Source organism: Paenibacillus sp. (assembly GCF_031177825.1).
GTDB lineage: Bacteria > Bacillota > Bacilli > Paenibacillales > YIM-B00363 > Paenibacillus_AE.
In genome coordinates, this window is record NZ_JAPSKE010000002.1 from 376,214 (window position 1) to 393,650 (window position 17,437).

The 17,437-nt window shown below is 62.5% G+C and carries 17 protein-coding genes and 2 pseudogenes; 5 read left to right on the forward strand and 14 right to left on the reverse strand.

Annotated features, from left to right (window positions below):
- Window positions 1–23: 23 nt before the first annotated feature.
- Entirely contained in the window at window positions 24–857 is an 834-nt protein-coding gene (locus tag RIN49_RS03905; protein ID WP_309118845.1) for an electron transfer flavoprotein subunit beta/FixA family protein, read from the reverse strand.
- Window positions 858–1,394: 537 nt separating this feature from the next.
- Here RIN49_RS03905 and helD point away from each other — a divergent pair.
- The gene (gene helD, locus RIN49_RS03910) at window positions 1,395–3,806 is read left to right on the forward strand and encodes an RNA polymerase recycling motor HelD (RefSeq protein WP_309118846.1); all 2,412 of its coding nucleotides are present in this window, start codon (window positions 1,395–1,397) and stop codon (window positions 3,804–3,806) included.
- A 115-nt stretch (window positions 3,807–3,921) separates the two neighbouring features.
- On the opposite strand, the gene RIN49_RS03915 is transcribed toward helD, so the two are convergent.
- The 7 genes from RIN49_RS03915 to RIN49_RS03945 all read right to left on the reverse strand — a co-directional run bounded on the left by RIN49_RS03915 (window position 3,922) and on the right by RIN49_RS03945 (window position 8,630).
- Window positions 3,922–4,824, reverse strand: a complete 903-nt coding sequence (locus tag RIN49_RS03915; protein WP_309118847.1) for a fumarylacetoacetate hydrolase family protein — start codon at window positions 4,822–4,824, stop codon at window positions 3,922–3,924.
- 15 nt (window positions 4,825–4,839) lie between these two features.
- Window positions 4,840–5,613: an SDR family NAD(P)-dependent oxidoreductase gene (locus tag RIN49_RS03920; RefSeq protein ID WP_309118848.1), complete on the reverse strand. Its 774-nt coding sequence runs from the start codon at window positions 5,611–5,613 to the stop codon at window positions 4,840–4,842.
- 20 nt (window positions 5,614–5,633) lie between these two features.
- Window positions 5,634–6,020 (reverse strand): D-ribose pyranase, encoded by a 387-nt coding sequence (gene rbsD, locus RIN49_RS03925; RefSeq protein ID WP_309118849.1) that lies wholly within the window; start codon window positions 6,018–6,020, stop codon window positions 5,634–5,636.
- The gene (locus tag RIN49_RS03930) at window positions 6,017–6,244 is read right to left on the reverse strand and encodes a hypothetical protein (RefSeq protein ID WP_309118850.1); all 228 of its coding nucleotides are present in this window, start codon (window positions 6,242–6,244) and stop codon (window positions 6,017–6,019) included. Before RIN49_RS03930 ends, rbsD begins: the two co-directional genes overlap by 4 nt.
- A gap of 13 nt (window positions 6,245–6,257) precedes the next feature.
- The gene (locus RIN49_RS03935) at window positions 6,258–7,058 is read right to left on the reverse strand and encodes an SDR family NAD(P)-dependent oxidoreductase (protein ID WP_309118851.1); all 801 of its coding nucleotides are present in this window, start codon (window positions 7,056–7,058) and stop codon (window positions 6,258–6,260) included.
- Window positions 7,059–7,134: 76 nt separating this feature from the next.
- Window positions 7,135–8,307, reverse strand: coding sequence for a UxaA family hydrolase (locus RIN49_RS03940; protein WP_309118852.1), 1,173 nt, complete (start codon window positions 8,305–8,307; stop codon window positions 7,135–7,137).
- On the reverse strand, window positions 8,304–8,630 hold the full coding sequence (locus RIN49_RS03945) for a UxaA family hydrolase (protein WP_309118853.1): 327 nt from the start codon (window positions 8,628–8,630) through the stop codon (window positions 8,304–8,306). The genes RIN49_RS03940 and RIN49_RS03945 overlap by 4 nt, the downstream gene beginning before the upstream one ends.
- Window positions 8,631–8,760: 130 nt before the next feature.
- On the opposite strand from RIN49_RS03945, the gene RIN49_RS03950 reads away from it, so the two are divergent.
- Window positions 8,761–9,777 (forward strand): LacI family DNA-binding transcriptional regulator, encoded by a 1,017-nt coding sequence (locus RIN49_RS03950; RefSeq protein ID WP_309118915.1) that lies wholly within the window; start codon window positions 8,761–8,763, stop codon window positions 9,775–9,777.
- Between the two features lie 7 nt (window positions 9,778–9,784).
- Here the strand turns inward: RIN49_RS03950 and RIN49_RS03955 are convergent, their stop codons facing one another.
- From RIN49_RS03955 to RIN49_RS03965, 3 genes are all read right to left on the reverse strand, one after another.
- The gene (locus RIN49_RS03955) at window positions 9,785–10,525 is read right to left on the reverse strand and encodes a class I SAM-dependent methyltransferase (protein WP_309118854.1); all 741 of its coding nucleotides are present in this window, start codon (window positions 10,523–10,525) and stop codon (window positions 9,785–9,787) included.
- Between the two features lie 18 nt (window positions 10,526–10,543).
- Window positions 10,544–11,374 carry an amidohydrolase family protein gene (locus RIN49_RS03960; protein ID WP_309118855.1) on the reverse strand — a complete coding sequence of 277 codons (831 nt, stop codon included), beginning with the start codon at window positions 11,372–11,374 and terminating at the stop codon, window positions 10,544–10,546.
- Between the two features lie 70 nt (window positions 11,375–11,444).
- Window positions 11,445–13,133 carry a hypothetical protein gene (locus tag RIN49_RS03965; protein ID WP_309118856.1) on the reverse strand — a complete coding sequence of 563 codons (1,689 nt, stop codon included), beginning with the start codon at window positions 13,131–13,133 and terminating at the stop codon, window positions 11,445–11,447.
- Window positions 13,134–13,289: 156 nt separating this feature from the next.
- Here RIN49_RS03965 and RIN49_RS03970 point away from each other — a divergent pair, with 156 nt between their 5' ends.
- The gene (locus RIN49_RS03970; RefSeq protein ID WP_309118857.1) at window positions 13,290–14,084 is read left to right on the forward strand and encodes a divergent polysaccharide deacetylase family protein; all 795 of its coding nucleotides are present in this window, start codon (window positions 13,290–13,292) and stop codon (window positions 14,082–14,084) included.
- 189 nt (window positions 14,085–14,273) lie between these two features.
- Here the strand turns inward: RIN49_RS03970 and RIN49_RS03975 are convergent, their stop codons facing one another.
- The 3 genes and pseudogenes from RIN49_RS03975 to RIN49_RS28755 form a co-directional block, all read right to left on the reverse strand.
- A complete protein-coding gene (locus RIN49_RS03975; protein WP_309118858.1) occupies window positions 14,274–15,206 on the reverse strand; it encodes a manganese-dependent inorganic pyrophosphatase in 933 nt (310 codons plus the stop codon).
- A 124-nt stretch (window positions 15,207–15,330) separates the two neighbouring features.
- Entirely contained in the window at window positions 15,331–16,287 is a 957-nt protein-coding gene (locus RIN49_RS03980) for a TRM11 family SAM-dependent methyltransferase (protein ID WP_309118859.1), read from the reverse strand.
- A gap of 34 nt (window positions 16,288–16,321) precedes the next feature.
- Window positions 16,322–16,507 (reverse strand): annotated as a pseudogene (locus tag RIN49_RS28755) (YetF domain-containing protein); the annotation flags it as partial.
- 234 nt (window positions 16,508–16,741) lie between these two features.
- Between RIN49_RS28755 and RIN49_RS03985 the strand changes: the two are divergent.
- A pseudogene (locus RIN49_RS03985) lies at window positions 16,742–16,900 on the forward strand (GntR family transcriptional regulator); the annotation flags it as partial.
- A gap of 62 nt (window positions 16,901–16,962) precedes the next feature.
- The gene (locus RIN49_RS03990) at window positions 16,963–17,403 is read left to right on the forward strand and encodes a substrate-binding domain-containing protein (RefSeq protein WP_309118916.1); all 441 of its coding nucleotides are present in this window, start codon (window positions 16,963–16,965) and stop codon (window positions 17,401–17,403) included.
- Window positions 17,404–17,437: the final 34 nt, after the last annotated feature.

Sequence of the window (17,437 nt, forward strand, 5' to 3'; positions counted from 1 at the left end):
TCGTGATCGTCCCTCCTTCTCCGTTACATCCAGCCGAGCCGCTCGGGCAGCCCGCTCGCCCACAGCTTGTCGGCCAGCGCTTCCGCCGCTTGCTGCGGCGTATCCGCCGGAAGCATCGTCGTATTCGCCTTGCGCGCTTCCGGCACCCACGTCTTGGAGACGATCGTCGGCGATCCCTTCAGTCCGATCTTCGACCGCTCGATGTCGGGGAAGTCCGCCGTCGTCCAGACGACTGGCTTATACCGGGCGGCTCGGAGCATGCCCGGCAGCGTCGCGCGGCGCACCTTATTGAGCTCCTTGAGCGCGGTGACGAGCGCCGGCATCCGGGTTTGCACGACTTCGACCCCGTCTTCGAGATGGCGGTGAACCGTAATCGTACGGGACGGTTCGTCGACCTCGACGACCTTGGAGACGTACGTCAGCTGCTCGGTGTCGAGCCGGCAGGCGACGCCCGGTCCGACCTGTCCCGTGTCGCCGTCGAGCGTCTGCTTGCCGCAGAAGATAAGGTCGACCGGCCCCCAAGTTTCCTCGACCTTGCGGATCGTCTTCGCGACGACGTACGACGTCGCCAGCGTATCCGCGCCGGCGAAGCCGCGGTCGGTGACGAGCACCGCTTCGTCGGCGCCGAGCGAGATGCATTCCTTAAGCCCCTTCTCCGCCGGAGGCGGCCCCATCGTCACGACCGTGACGCGCGCGCCGAGCTCGTCTTTGATGCGCAGCGCCTCTTCGAGACCGTGCAGGTCGTAGAAGTTGACGATGCTGGGCACGCCTTGGCGGATCAGCGTATTGTCCTTCGGATCGATGCGGATTTCGCGGCTGTCGGGCACTTGCTTTACGCATACGACGATGTGCAGCAACGAGCGATCATCCTTTCGTTTGTGAAAAATGGTACATAACCTCGGACAAGGTGTCTGAATTTTAGTGATATTCTGACAATATATATATACCTATTCTAGACGTAAAGAAAACATCCTTCAACAAAAATGTTACCGCTTACAGAAATTTGGGCGATTGTCTTGGGTCTGCGTGATATCCCCCTTGAATTCCATGGAACGTTTCCCGCTAATCCGTTCGCGGAGGTTCAGGCTCGACGGGCAATCGGCAAGGTAACGACGGGTGCCGCGAAATGCGAGAGATCGAACGGCATGGGAGATGCGAAGCGTCAGGTGCATGGCGAGTCTGCGGCGGTTCGTTCGATGCGCGGGGCGCGAAACGCGGAATAGGAACAACAAAAAAGTCGCCAATAAGGCGACCTCATCTTGAACGTAAGGGTTTCATAATGTACACTATAGAAATGCATGTCGTGCGACATCAGCCGATACTTATAATCTTCTCAATTATATTGTATCAGTTACTCGCACGAATGTCAACATCCTCTTCAAGGAGTGGTTTTTTTGCATCCATCCGACCCCTGGGCAGCGGAACGAAGCCGATTCGAGGACGTGCGGCGCCTCATCGTCGAGCGGCTCGAACGGCTCGAGCCCCTCATCGTCGAAGAGCGCGATCGCGTCGTCGATCTGCGCAAGCAGTTCTGGGACGACGTCACCTTGAACTTCGGCTCGTACGACGAAGCGCTGGAGACGGCCGCCAACGTCACCCAGCAGGCGAGACTGGTGGGCGAACGCGAACGCGCCCACCGCGCGCTCGTTCGTCAAATCGCCGGTCTGAAGCGGCTGCGCGAAACGCCTTACTTCGGCTTCGTCGCCTTCCGCGAAGAAGGCGGTTCGCCCGCCGCGGAACACTCCGTCTACATCGGCTCCTCCACCCTGCTCGGCGACGACGGCGAGACGCTGTTCGTCACCGACTGGCGGGCGCCGATCGCGTCGCTCTACTACGATTACCAGCCCGGCGAAGCGAGCTACGAATCGCCCGAAGGGCTCGTTCGCGGCGAGATGACGCGCAAGCTCCAGTTCCTGACGGAGCGGGGGAACTGGGTCGGCGCGTTCGACAGCGGCGTCACGATCGGAGACGCGCTTCTCGGCCGCATGCTCGCGACGAACTCCGACGCGCGCATGAAGACGATCGTCTCGACGATCCAGAAGGAGCAGAACGCCGCCATCCGCAACGACGACAAGCGGCTGCTCGTCGTGCACGGGCCGGCCGGCAGCGGCAAGACGTCCGCCGCGCTGCAGCGGGTCGCCTATCTCTTGTATAAACATCGCGACACGCTGAAGTCCGAGCAGATGCTGCTCTTCTCTCCGAATCCGATGTTCATGAGCTACGTCGACACCGTCCTGCCGGAGCTCGGCGAGGAGCCGATCGGCCAGACGACGTTCCTTGCGTATTTAGAATATCGATTCGGCCGCGAATTCGAGGTCGAGCATCCGTTCGACGCGCTGGAGACGCTGCTCGGCGAGACGGACGAGGAAGCGGCGGAGCGAATCGAACGAACCGTGCGCGCGAAGTCGGATCCCTCGCTGCTCGCCGAGCTCGACGACTTCGTCAAGCGGCTCGGGGCGGAGACGATTCCGTTCCGCGGCCTTCGTCTGAACGGCAAGACGCTCGTCTCCCGCAGCGTCGTCAAGTCCGTCTTCGCGTCGACGGACGAACGCCTGAAGCTTCCCGATCGGCTGTTCGCCGCGAAGAAGCTGCTGCTTCGCAAGCTTTCCGAGCGCGAAGTCGCCGAGCGCGATGCGGATTGGGTGAGCTCGGAGCTGGAGACGGTCGATGCGGACCTGCTGCGGCGGGCGTACAAGGAAGTGCGGAAGCGGCAAAGAAGCCGAGACGCCGTCTTCAACGAAAACACGCTCGAAGAGAGCATCCTTCGCGAATTGATCGTGAAGGAACGGTTCGAGACGCTGCGCCGCCGCGTCAAACGGCTTCGCTTCGTAGACGTGCCGGAATTGTACGTCGCTTTCCTTCGTTCAAGGCGTTCCGGCGACGATCTCGTCTGGGCGGCCGCGACGGAGCGAACCGCCGAAGCGCTCGAGGCGAAGCGGATGCCATACGACGACGCGGCGCTGTACCTCCACCTGCTCGACGCGTTGGAAGGGGGCCGCGAGCGGCGCGACGTAAGACATGTCCTCATCGACGAAGCGCAGGATTACTCCCCGCTCCAGCTGGAATATATTAAACGGCTGTTCCCGGTCGCGCGCATGACGATCGTCGGCGACTTCCGGCAGGCCATCTTCCCGTTCGCCGCCGCGCTTCACGAGAACGACGCCATGCTGCGGCTGTACGGCGAAGCGGACACCGCCTTCGTGCCGTTCGCGCGCTGTTACCGGTCGACGCGGGAGATCGTCGGCTTCGCCAAGCGGCTGCTCGCGGACGGCGGCCCCGACATCGTGCCGTTCGACCGGCCCGGCGAGCGCCCCGTCCTCGTCCGCGCGGACGATCAAGACGCCGTCTACGTCGCCGTCGCGAGAGACATTCGCCGCCTTCAAGAGGAAGGCTACGGATCGATCGCCGTCGTCGCGAAGACCGCCGCGGACAGCGCCGCCGCGTTCGAACGGCTGCAGCCGTTCGTCGGCGAGCTCGCGCTCGTTACGAGGGAGACGTCCCGCTTCCCGAAGGGTCCGTGCGTCGTCCCCTCCTACTTGGCGAAGGGCGTAGAATTCGACGCCGTGCTTATCGCGGACGCTTCCGAGCGGGCATACGGCCAAGAACGGGAGCGCAAACTGTTTTATACCGCCTGCACCCGGGCGATGCACCGGCTGCGATTGTACGCGGCCGGCCCGCTGTCTCCGTTCCTGCGGCAGGTCGCGGCGGACGCCTATGCCATCGAAGATGCGGAAAACATTGGCAGCGCACCGTCTGCAACCGCGGCGCGCGCATCGGCGTCAGTATCGTATAGAGAAGAGACATAAGCAACTAAGGAGATATCATCGAACGATGCCGATTCGGATCCGGACCGGTTGAAGACGCCCTATCCGACGAGAACAAGCCCTTCGGCGATCCGAAGGGCTTGTTCCGCGTTCCGAATTATTCGGCGACCATACGGTTCGTGAGGGAACCGAGCTTCTCGATCTCGATCGTAACGACGTCTCCCGGCTGCAGGTAGACGCGCTGCTCCGGCGGCAAGCCGAGCACGACGCCTTCCGGCGTACCCGTCAAGATAATGTCGCCCGGGACGAGCGTCATATGCTGCGAGATGTAGCTGACGATTTCGTCGCAATGGAAAATCATGTCCGACGTATTCGAGCTCTGGCGCACTTCGCCGTTCACGATGCAGCGAATGTCGAGCGCGTTCGGATCGCCCACTTCGTCGGCCGTCACGAGATACGGGCCGAGCGGCGAAAACTTGTCGCACGACTTGCCGAGCAGCCACTGCGCCGTGCGCATCTGCAGGTCGCGGGCGGACAAGTCGTTCACGTTGCAATACCCGAAGACGTAGTCGAGCGCCTCCGCCTTGTCGACGTATTTCGCTTCCTTGCCGATGACGATGACGAGCTCCGCCTCGTAGTCGACTTCGTTCGAGACGCGCGGCAGCGGCACGTCATGACCCTTGCCGGTAAGCGTGTTGTTGAACTTGTTGAACAAGATCGGATATTTCGGGATCGGCGCGTTCGTCTCTTCCGCATGCTTGCGGTAGTTGAGACCCACGCAGATGATCTTGTTCGGATGCGTGACGCACGGTCCCAACGTCAGCTCGTCCTCGACGCGCGTGACGCGAGAAGCGACGGACGCGTCCGCCGTCGCCGCTTCGACCAGCTTCGCTAGCGCGCCTACCGCGTCGTTCCCGCCTTCGATGACCGCATGCACGCCCGTCGGCGCGTCGCCGACGTTCGGCAGCAGCGCCGCGGCCGCGGCGACGTCGACGACGCCCGCCGGCGTTACGACGCCTAGACGGAATTCCCCATTTTCAACAAACGTTAGCAGCTTCATGCTCCCCAGCCTCTCCTATGCGTTTTTTCCGAACACGACGCCGCCGTCGATATACAGCGGCGAACCCATCATGAACTTCGACTCGTCCGAAGCGAGGAACAGCGCGGCTTGCGCCACGTCCTCGGGACGGCCCAAGTCGCCGCTCAGCTGTCTAGTCTTCAGCGAGGCGTACGCCGCTTCCTGATCGTCGTACGACTTGCGCAGGTAGTCCTCTACGAACGGAGTCAGGATCGTTCCCGGCAGCAGCGCGTTCACGCGGATATTGTAAGGAGCATAATCCACCTGCATCGACTTCGTCAATGCCAACACCGCGCCTTTGGTCGCGGAATAGGATGCGCGCTTCGCGAGACCGATCTCCGCGATGCAGGACGACATGTTGATGATCGAGCCGCTCATCCGTTCCATCATGTGCGGCAGTACGTACTTCGACGGCAGGAATACGCCGCGGATGTTGACCGTCATGACGCGGTCCCACGCCTCCGGCTCGACTTCGTGCAAGCGGCCGACGCCGCTGATGCCCGCGTTGTTGAACAATACGTCGATGCGGCCGAAGTCTTCGACGATACGATCGATCATCGTTTTGACCTGCTCCGGATTCGTGACGTCCGCTTGATAGAACGCCGCCTTCCCGCCGCTGGATACGATTTCGTCGACCGTCGCCTGTCCTTGCTCCGCGTTCAAATCGTTCACGACGACCGTCGCGCCTTCGCGAGCGAACAGCAGCGCGCTCGATTTGCCGATGCCGGAGCCGGAGCCCGTAATCAGAGTAACTTTGTCCGCAAGTCTCATATTTACACTCCCTCGTAGGTTTATCCGGAGACGATGATAATGTTGGCGTACGGCGTCGCGTCCCCGGTGCGGACGACCGCCCGCGACTCGGGGCAGATCGCCTTGAACCGCTCGTGCGGCACGACCCGGAACGCGAGCTCCGGGTACGTCGAACGCAGTTGAGCGTATCGCTCCGGGCTCGCCGCCGCCATCTCCTCGGTGACGATGATGCAGTCGATGACGAACTCGCCGCTGACGGCGGCGAGCACGTCCATGACGGTCGGCAGGTCGTCCACGAGCGCAAGGTCGAGCCGCTCCGGCCCGGGAGGCACCGGGAAGCCGCGATCGCAGATCGTCAGTAAATCGGTGTGTCCCGTCTCCGACAAAATCCGGTTCAACGTCGGGTGCAAAATGCCGCCCCGCTTCATGGCGCCTCCCCCTTCGCATGGCCGCTTCCGGACGTACGCAGCGCTTGCTCGCGCTGCGACCTCGTCAGCTCCTCCCGAATCGAAGGGCAAGGCCGCTTCAAGTAAAACGTCTCTCCGCCGTTCCCGTTCGCCGCGACGCTCACGAGCTCCCAGCCTTCTTCGCCGAGCGCCGCGAGCTCCTCGAACGCGTTCGCACGGATGTATTCCCAGCGCGATGCCGCCATCGGTCAGGCCTCCTTAGCGATCGAGATGGTCGTCCGGCTGCGCCGCCTTCACGGTAAGGCCGCCGTCCACCATCAGCAGGTGACCGTTCACTTGCATCGCTTCTTCCGAAGCGAGGAACACGACGGCGTCGCCGATCTGCCGCGCGGTGCCGAGACGCTTCATCGGATTCGCCTCGATTTCCTTCTGACGGATGGCCGGATCGGCCAAGTAATCCGTGCACATGTCCGTATCGACCGTGCTCGGGCCGACCGCGTTCACGTTGATGCCGTATTTGCCGAGCTCGATCGCCATCCCCTTCGTCAGCATGTGCGCCGCCGCCTTCGACGACTGGTAGTGCGGGATGACCGGGCTCGTAACGACGAGGCTCGCCGTCGACAGGACGTTGACGATTTTGCCGTAGCCCTTCGCGATCATCTTCCCGGCCGCGAGCTGGGAGGCTAAGAAGATCGACTTCACATTCGTATTATACGTGCGGTCCCACGTTTCTTCCGTAACTTTCAGGAACGATTCGAACGGCGCGATGCCGGCGTTGTTGACCAAAATTTCGACGTCGCCGAGCGCGCGCTCCACCTGCTCGAACATGGCGGCGACCTGCGCCTTGCTGCCGACGTCCGCTTGAACGGCGATCGCCTTGCGGCCCATCGCCTCGACTTTGCGGACGACTTCTTCCGTGAGCGGCTTCGAGGACGGCGACGCGAAATTGACCGCGACGTGAGCGCCCTCCTCGGCGAGCCGGTACACGATCGCTTCTCCGATGCCGCGGCTGCCGCCCGTGACGAGCGCTACGCGGTCTTGCAATCTCTTCGTTGTCATGAGTATGTTCCTCCCGAAAAACTTCCGCGAATCCGCGGTCGCTCATCTTTGTATGTGCTTCGATCGAATTTTTTTCTTACAAGCTAGGTCCGATGCGGTTGATGCTGAACTCTTGGTGGCCGAGAATTTCCGCTTTCGTCAGCTTCCCGCCCGCCACCTCGACGATTTCCTTCCAGATCGCGTCGCCGGCTTCCTCGAGACTCATCTCGCCCGTCAGCATGCCGCTGACGTCGACGTCCATGTTGTCGCTCATCCGCTCGAACATGCGGCGGTTGCCGGTGATCTTAATGACCGGCACGACCGCGGAGCCCGTCGGCGTGCCGCGCCCCGTCGTAAAGCAGACGATGTGCGCGCCGCCCGCCGCCATGCCGGAGACGCATTCGATGTCGTTGCCCGGCGAATCCATGAAGTACAGGCCGCCTTCCGGAATGTCTTCGGCGTATTCGATGACGCCGCGGATCGGCGCCGTGCCGCACTTGCTGATGCAGCCGAGCGACTTCTCCTCGATCGTCGACAGCCCGCCCGCGATGTTGCCGGGACTCGGGTTGCCGCCGCGCATGTCGGCGCCCATGCGCTCGACTTCCTTTTCGAACCGGTCCACGATCTCGTACAGCTTCTCCTTCGTCTCCGGCGTCTCGCAGCGCTCGGCGAGCACATGCTCCGCGCCGATGATCTCCGTCGTCTCGCCGATGACGATGCCGCCGCCGTGCGCGATGAGCGCGTCCGCCGCGCCGCCGAGCGCCGGGTTCGAGGCGAGGCCGCTCGTCGCGTCGGAGCCGCCGCACTTCACGCCGACCTTCAGCTTCGAGAGCGGCACCGGCACCTTCTTCTCCGCGTCGAGCTGCGCTTTGAGCCTCCGCGCGATGTCGGCGCCATGCTGGATCGCCTTCACCGAGCCGCCGGCGGATTGAATGTCGAACCACTCGACCGGCTTGCCCGTCTTCTTGATTTCTTCCGCGAGCGCGACCGGATCGACGACCTCGCAGCCGAGGCTGATGATGAGGACGGCGCCGACGTTCGGATTTTTGCCGGTGCCGGCGAGTACGTCGAACGTCCGGTCTTTATCGGAGCCGATCTGGCTGCAGCCGTGCTGATGCGGAATCGCCACCGCGTCCGGCACGAGCTGCGCGATGCGGCTGCATACCTGGTTCGAGCAGATGACGGTCGGAATGATCAACAGATGATTGCGGATGCCGATATCGCCGTTCGCTCGCTCGTAACCCATGATCGTAGCAGTGCTGGTTGTCATGCGCTTGCTCCCTTCCCCGCTTGGTCGCCGCGGCCGCGAATGCCTTCGATGTTGTGCACGTGCACGTGCCGCCCCGCGGCGATGTCCGTCGTCGCGCGGCCGATCGTCTCTCCGTATTTCTTCACATGCGCCCCTTCCGGAATGTCGACGATCGCGACCTTATGCCCGAACGCCACATCCTCCGACATCGCTACTTGAAAGCGTTCTCCCGCGAACGTGAACGAAATCGTCTCGCCCGCCTTCAAATCCCTGAGCGCGGTCGCTACATGATCGTCCGCGTGCATGCGAATCGCGTCCGCTCCGGCTTGCACTTGTCCAGCCATCCGTCAAATCGCCTCGTTTTCGAAAAAATATGTTACCGATAACCCTAAACTACCAAGGTTTCACCTTGCTGTCAATCCAATTATTCCATTACAATAAAGCCAAGCCATATATGGAAAAGGGTGAGCCCTCATCGTTACGATCTACGATATTGCAAAGCTGGCCAACGTCTCTGCGATGACCGTCTCGAGAGTTATCAATAACACGGGACGGATCAGCGAGTCGACGCGCGCCCGCGTCAAACAGGTGATGGAGGAGCTGAACTACGTCCCGAATTCGATGGCGCGCAGCCTCGTCAAGCAAGAGACGAAGATGCTGTCGCTGCTCATTACGGATATCACGAACCCGTTCTATACGACGCTGGCGCGCGGCGCCGAGGATACGGCCATGCGCAACGGGTATAAGCTGCTGTTCGGCAACAGCGACGAGGACTATGCGAAGGAGCGCGATTACGTGGACATGGTACTGTCTACGCGCGCCGACGGGGTGCTGTTCGCTCCGGCGGGCGACGGCTCGGCGGAGCATCTGCGAATGCTGCAGCGGCGTAACGTGCCGTTCGTCATCCTCGATCGGGAGGTGCCCGGTATCGAAGCCGACCATGTGCTCGGGGACAGCCGGGAAGGCGCCCGCCGTCTGGTGGAGCATCTGCTCGACCTCGGTCATACGCGAATCGCCATGGTGGGCGGGCGACAGGACGTCTCCACCGCGCGGCTTCGCTACGCCGGATACCTCGAGGCGCTGAAGCTGGCCGACATTCCGTTCGACCCTGCGCTCGTGCACGACGTCGGGTATACGGCCGTGGAAGGCATGGCGTTCGTCGACGACCTCTTGTCGGCAGAAGCGCCGCCGACCGCCGTCTTCGCCGCGAACAACTTTCTCGCGCTCGCGGTCATCCGGGCCTTGCGCGTACGCGACGTGCGCGTGCCGGACGACTTGTCGGTCGTCTGCTTCGACGACTTCGGCGAATCGATCGCGCTGGATCCGTTCCTCACCGTCGCCCGACAGCCCGCCTACGAATTCGGCTCGCTCGGCATGCAGCTGCTCATCGAACGCATTCAGGGCGCGGCCGGCGCCGCGCCCCGTAAGATCGTATTGCCGTCCGAGCTCGTCGTCCGGCAGTCGTCGGCCGCTCCTCCGGGTGTCGTCTGACGACTCGTTATTTCGGAAGCTTGGAGCAGCCGATCAAGAGGAACATCGGTCGGCGCATCTCCTCCTGCCATGCGGGATTTGCCTCCAGCATCTCGGAAGTCGGGGTCAGCTCCGACACATCGTCGATTCCGAAGCCGGCCGCCAGCACCGCATTCAGGTAGGTAGCGACGGTTCGGTGGTACTTGACGACGTCGTCGTCCAGAAACCTCGCCGTTCGGGGTCCCTCGCGATGGTAGTCGTCGACCGGCCAATGCAGCTTCTCCCCGTTCGCTCCGTAGTGCCAATCCTGCGCCGCGCGCGCCGTGTAGATCGGGTGTTCGACCGACAGGACGAAGCTCCCGCCGGGGGCGAGCCAGCGGTGCACGTTCCGGCATGCGAGATCGAACCGATCGACGTAATGGAGCGCCAGCGAGCTGAGCGCGACGTCGAATTCCCCTTCGGCGAAGTCGGCGTCCTCGATGGCGCTGCGCCGATATTCGATTCCGGGGTCATTGGTCGCCGCTCGGGCGCGCTCCAGCATCTTGGCCGAGAGGTCGATCCCTACGACCGAACGCGCCCCTCGCTCGCGAGCGTACCGGCAATGCCAGCCGAAGCCGCAGCCGAGATCCAGCACCCGCTTGCCGCGAAGCTCCGGGAGCAGCGCGCGGAAGGCGGTCCACTCTCCGGCGGCGCCCAACCCTTCGACGGAACGAGGCATCCGACTATACTTCGCGAAAAAGTCGGGATCGTCGTATTTGTTCTGCTTCATCACGAGGAGCCCCTTCCCCTACTCGATTCCGTAGAACGCCGCGCAGTTGCCGCCGAACAACCGCTCTCGATCCGCTTCGCTCCACCCTTGCACCGCGCGTTCCACGATGCCGAGCGCGCCGGCGTAGTCGGCGCCGAGCAGACAAACCGGCCAATCCGAGCCGTACATGAGCCGATTCGGACCGAACGCTTCGAACACCGTCTCGAGGTACGGCGCGAAATCGGAGTCCTTCCACGCGGCGACGTCCGCTTCCGTCACCATCCCCGACACCTTGCACATCACGTTATCGAACGAAGCGATTTCTTCGATCCGCTTCTTCCACGGCTCAAGACGTCCGCCTCGGATGTCCGGCTTGGCGATATGATCGAGCACGAACTTCTGCTCCGGGAAGCGGCGCACGAGCTCGATCGCGGCCGGCAGCTGCCGGTGATAGACGAGAATATCGTAGGTAAGGCCGAATTCGCCCAACGCGGCGACGCCCCCCGCGACATCTTCCCTCGCCAAGAACGCGTCGTCCGGCTCCGCCTGCGCGATATGGCGTACGCCCTTGAACTTCGGATGCCGGGCGTACTTCGCCAGCTGCTCAGAGACGTCGGGCGACGTCAAGTCGACCCAACCGACGACGGCTCGAATGAAATCATGCGCGTCCGCGAGATCGAGCAAGTAGTCGTTCTCGGCGAGCGACGATCTAGCCTGCACCGCCACCGCGCCTCCGAAGCCGTTCGCCGCGAGCAGCGGCGAGAGCTGCTCCGGCGCGAAGCTCTTGCTGATCGGGCTGTCCGGCCCGCCCGTCCAGCCGAATTCTTCCGAATCGTACACCCAGAAATGTTGATGCGAATCGATTCTCACCATACGAACCTCCTGCGAAGAGTTATCGGTAACCTTTTTTCCACATCTTATCATGACGGCTCTCCCCTGCCTACCCTCTGCGGACCTGGCTGACGAGCACCTCCGAGGTGAGCCACGGCCGGAACAACAGCAGCAGCGCGACGCCCGGCAGGCTAATGATCGCGCCCAGGGCCAGCAGAAGCGGATCGCCCGGCGGTACCTGTTCCGGCGACATTCCCATCGACAGGTTCATGAATTGCACGACGGGCGGGAATGCTCCCGGATTCGCCACATACAGCAAGGACGGCTGATAGGCGCTTGCGAGCGCGACGAGCTGCAATACGCCGAGCGCGATCCACGGCTTCCAGACGTTCGGAAGGAATAGGGTCGCGAACGCATGAAGCTCCCCCTTGCCCTCCTCCTCCGCTTGCTCCTTCAGCCGCCCGTATTTCGCGTTGAAGACGCTCTTGAGCACGAACGCCGGGACGACGGAGACGATGCCCGCGAGCGGCGCCGCGAATCGGGTGTCGACGAGACCGAGATTGCGGAAAAACAAATATTCGTGGATCGTGCCGGAACCGATGAGCGCGACGAAGATCAGAAGAAGCTTATACAGCTGCCGTCCCGGGAGCCGCTTCGCGGTCAGGGGAAAGGCGAGCGTGACGGTCATCAGCATATGAACGACGGTCGCGGCCAAGAACAAGAGACCGTAGGCGAGCGCGTTCGGAACGGACAGGAGGTCCCGCGCCGATACCGCGGCCTCGCTTCGAGTCGTCAGCGGCACGACGAACAAGACGTAGAGCGGGAGCAGGGCCGCGATCCCGAACGCGAGCGAAGCGGCGAGGCCGATCCCGTTGGCTGCCGCGCTCCCCGCCCGAATCCGAGGGCGCTCGAAGCGGCCGAACAGGTCGTTCGCGAAGGCGCCTCGAAGAAGCGCGTACGCCGCGCATGCGAAGAGCAGCTGCATGGCGAATTGGAACAGCCATGCGGCGGAAGCCAAGCTGTACTGCGCCTGAACGAAGCCGACGCGAAAGCCGAACGTGGCTAGGGTGTCCCCGGTTTGAAACACCAAAGGGTTGACCAGCGAGTTCATCAGATCGAAGTCGGACGTCAGCGGCATCGTCATCCGCAGCAGCGCGAAGGCGAAGACGGCTCTCGCCGCCGGGATCACGGTGTCGCGCAAGTACCCTCCCCGCGGGAAGCCGGCGCCGGACGCGGCCTCGTGCCTGGATGCGATCGCCGTCAGCGCGATCAGCGCGGGAATGCCGACGGTCTTCAACGTCTCCGCGGCGATCGCCGCGAGACGAAACCGTCCGGCATCGCCGAGGAAGAATGCGTCCCAAGCGAACAGAGGCGACCGGTCGGGCGACATCATAACCGCGAACGCGTATGCGAACGCGACGGACGGGACGAAATAGGGCAGCAAGAACAACGTCGAGAAGACGGTCCGCAGCCGTTCCCAACGTATCGCGGCCATCGCGAGCGCCGCGAGCAAGCCCGCCGCGCCCGAAACGACGACGTAGCCGAGATTGAGCGCGATTGTATTCGTCAATACTTGGCGAAATTCCGGAAGCTGAAACAGCGTCCGGAAGTTGCCCATCCCCGTCCACGGACTGCCGAATATCCCCTTGAATACGTTAAAGTCTACGAACGGGAGGTATATCCCGATCAGAAACGGGATCCCCTTGAAGAGAAACAGCAGCAGCAGCGCCGGCAGCACGATGACATAATGCAACCGGTATTTCCAGATGCGGGCGGACATGCTCGAACGATCGTTCATAACGGCTCCTTTCGGGATCACGGGATTGGTTGTTAGTCCCAATTCGACGTATTCCAGAATATCCCTCCCTCCGGCGCGAAATCCTCTCGCATAAAGCGGCTCTTCGCGTGGGAAGGTAAAGGTTACCCCTATTCTATATGGAAGGACGTGGGTTCTATGCTTCGACGTCCGGCGCTTTCAATGCTCTTGACCGTACTGATCGCGTTCTCCTTCACGGCCGACGCCGGCGCGGCGCCCGCTCCCGAGCGCGCGGAGCCGCGCCGCGTCGCGATCGTCATCGACGACTTCGGCAACGCTATGGACGGCACCGAGGAGATGTTCGCGCTCCCGGCGCCGATTACGGTCGCCGTCATGCCGTTCCTTCCGACGACGAAGCGCGACGCGGAGGAAGCGCACCGCCGCGGGCACGAGGTCATCGTGCATCTGCCGATGGAGCCGGTGCGAGGCAAGCGGAGCTGGCTCGGTCCCGGCGCGATTACGACCGACTTGTCCGACCGGGAAATCAAGAACCGCGTCGCCGCCGCGATCGACGACGTGCCGCATGCCCGGGGCATGAACAATCATATGGGCTCCAAAGCGACGGCCGACCCGCGCGTCATGCGGCTCGTCATGGAGGTGTGCCGGGAGCGGGGGTTGTACTTCCTCGACAGCCGTACGACGGGCAAGAGCAAGGCAGAGACGACGGCGAACGACGTCGGGGTGCCGCTCGTCGCGAACGATCTGTTCCTGGACGACATCTATACGGCGTCGCATGTCCATAAGCAGCTGCGCAAGCTGCTTCGGTTGGTCGACGAGCAATCCGATACGATCGCGATCGGCCATGTCGGGCCGCCGGGGCGCATTACGGCCTCCGCCCTGCGAAGCGCGATAGACCGGCTGCGGGACGAAGCGGCGTTCGTCCGCGTGTCCGAGCTGCTGCCGCTGCCGGAGACTGTGCCGCTCTGGCGGTGACGAAGGCGGGTTCGAACGGCGATATGCGGACCCGCCCCCTACGCCAGATGTACTGCTTTTTGCAGGTATTGTACGCTTTCGTCCCTTTTGGCGAGAATTACAAGTATTTGTGACAATGGCCGGGCAAAATGAAAAAAGGGCAGAAGGTCGATGAATCGACCCTCTGCCCTTTTTCCATGGATTTCGAGATTACATCTGGTTGAACGTATCCGTGAGCACCGGCACGATTTGCGACTTGCGGGACACGACGCCCTTCAGCACGGCTGTATTGTTCGACAACGTTACGTTGTACGCCTTCTCCACCGCGTTCGCCTTCTTGCCGAGCGCGAGGCCGACGGAGTCGTTGTTGAGAATGTCCGTCACGACGAACAAGAACAGATCCAAGCCCTTGTCGGTAATGATTTGCGACAGCGCCGCTTCGACTTCCGCTTGACGCGAGAGCACGTCGTTCACGTCGACCGCGTTCACTTGCGCGATCTCGACCTTGGAGCCGCCCATCGTGAACTCCTTGGAATCGAGCGAGATGAGCTGCGCGATCGTCTTGTCGGACAGGTCCGCGCCCGCCTTCAGCATGTCGAGGCCGTAGGACTCGGCGTCCACGCCGGCGATCTCCGCGAGCTCCTTCGCCGCGGCCACGTCTTGCGCCGTGCACGTCGGCGACTTGAACAGCAGCGAATCGGAGACGATGGCGGACAGCATGAGGCCTGCGACGTTCTTCGGTACCGACTTGCCGTTCTCCTTGTACAGCTTCAAGAGGATCGTCGCCGTGCAGCCGACCGGCTCCGCGCGGTAGTACAACGGTCCGCTCGTCTCGAAGTTGGCGATGCGGTGATGGTCGATGACCTCGAGCACTTGCACCTGCTCGATGTCCGAAACGCTCTGCTGTCGCTCGTTATGATCGACGAGGATAACGCCTTTGACTTCGTTCGCGACGGTTTCGACGAGGCGCGGCGCGTCGAAGCCGAACTTGTCGAGCGCGAATTGCGTTTCGCCGCTGACGGCGCCGAGGCGAACGGCTTCGACGTTCTCGCCGAGCTGCGTCTTCAGGTCCGCATAAGCGATCGCCGAGCAAATCGTGTCCGTGTCCGGGTTCTTGTGACCGAAAATAAGTTTCTTGTCCATTATGTACTCCTTTGTCGTGAGGAATGGGATTGGAAAAAATTATAGCGCAGGAAGAAACGCTCAAGCAACAGTATACAACGGATCGAAAATAATTCCTACTGTTTCGATGGGGATTAAAGAAATTTCAAAACTTCGTCACCGTTGCGTCCCTCTCGACAGCAACAACCTCCCGTCGGAACGATCCCTTACGCGCCTCGCACCGGTCGCGAACGGCAAAGCCCGCGCGGCTTACGGCGTCGTCGATCGGCGTCGTTGCGATGAGCACCGCCCGGATCGCCATGCGGCGAACCGCGGCGAGCAGCTCGTCGAGCTCCCGCTCCGGCAGCACGGAGCACAGATTGTACGGGAGGTCGACGATGGCGACATCGTACGCGCCGGCAACGTCCCTCGCGTCCGCGACTCGGACGACGTCCGGATAGCCGTAGTGCGATACGTTTTCCCGAGCGCCCAGCACCGCCAGCGGATTGACGTCCGAACCGACGATGTCGACGCCCATGGACAACGCCTCGAGCAGCACCGTACCGATGCCGCAGCACGGGTCGATCGCGCGGATGCCGGAAGGTTCCGGCACTGCGATATTCGCGACCGCCCGCGCGAGACGGGCGCCGAGCGCCGTCGAGTACTGCCTCGGCTTCCGGGCATGTTTCTGCCACGCGTCTCCGCTTTCCCTCAGCGGGCCGAACGCCCAGCGCCCTCCGTAAGCCGCGACGCCGAACTTCTCGGCCGGCGTCCGCATGTCGGCCGTCCCGCGCACGGCGGCGCCGACGATTCGTTCGACGGCGCGCCGGTCTTCGTAAGACAGCTCCGACTCCCCCGTCTTTCCGTACACGACTTTGAACGACGGAGCGGCCACCCCTGCCTCCCGAATCCGCTCCGCCAGCTCGACCGGCGAGTCCCCCTCGAATCGAACATCGAGTCGACTTTTCAGAAACGGACTGCGGCGCGGATCGATTTCCCGCTCGGATCGGAAAGCCGCCATCCCCGCCGGGACGCCGTCGCCTGCGCCGAATAAAGCCCTTCGCTCCATCTCGAACAAGTCCCGTTCGTCCTCATGATATGCGAATGCGTATAAATAAACCATTGTGCCATCCCGTCTTGGTTTCTACCCGTTTCCCCTACTGTAGCACATCGTTCCGGACATCGATATAGACGTTCCCTCGTTCATCGGTTTGCATGAAACTGACGTCGCGGGCGCTCGCAACGCCCGCCTTCCGGAGCTCCCGCTCGAGCCATTCCCGATCCTTCAAGAACTCTTGCAGTTTGTCTTCCAGGACGCGGCCGTCGATGACGATCGATCGAGGAAGCCCGCGGGACGGCGCCGTCGAACCGAAGGGGCCTTCCGAAGCACGGTTAAAGTCCCAGTATTCATTACGTTTGACCCTTTTCGCTTCCTCCTATCATTCCGGCTCATCGCGGCTTCGGCGAGCGCGGACATAACCGGAACAGCTCTCGCCTCGACATTGTTGTACATACAACTCAAAACAATGCTATACTGGTGCCAACTACTACATTACGCCAAAAGAGTGGATTGACGCATGAACGACAAGAACGTCCCGAAGTACGTCCAAGTCAAGCGGGAGCTTCTGCAGGGGCTCGAAGCCGGAGCGTTCGCCCCCGGCGAACGGCTCCCGTCGGAGCATGAACTCGCCGAGCGATTCGGGGTCAGCCGGCAGACGATTCGGCAGACGGTAGGCGAGCTCGAGCGCGAAGGCCGCATCTACCGGGTGCAGGGCAAGGGCACGTTCGTCGCCGACCGATTGCCCCCCGCGGGAGAGGACGACGTGCCGACGGTCGGCGTCGTCACGACGTATATCTCGGACTACATCTTCCCTCACATCGTGCGAGGGATCGAGTCGACGCTGCGCGGCAACGGCTTCCGCCTCGTGCTCTCGAGCAGGCGTTCGTCTGCTATAACGACGAGCTTGCGATCGCGCTGCTCGAGACGATTCGGCAAGCCGGGCTGCGCGTACCGGACGACGTCTCGATCGTCGGCTTCGACGATTCGCCGCTCGCGACGGCCACCGAGGTGAAACTGACGACGATCGCGCATCCGAAGGCGCAGCTCGGGTCCGACGCGGCGAACGCGCTGCTGCGCATGATCGCCAAGAGGGGCGAAGGCGGTGGCCCGATCGCAGTGGATGCTGGCAAATTGTACGAACCGGTGCTCATCGAACGGTCGTCGGTAAACAATTTATAGTCACATTGTACGTACAGGTGGCAAGCTGTAGCAA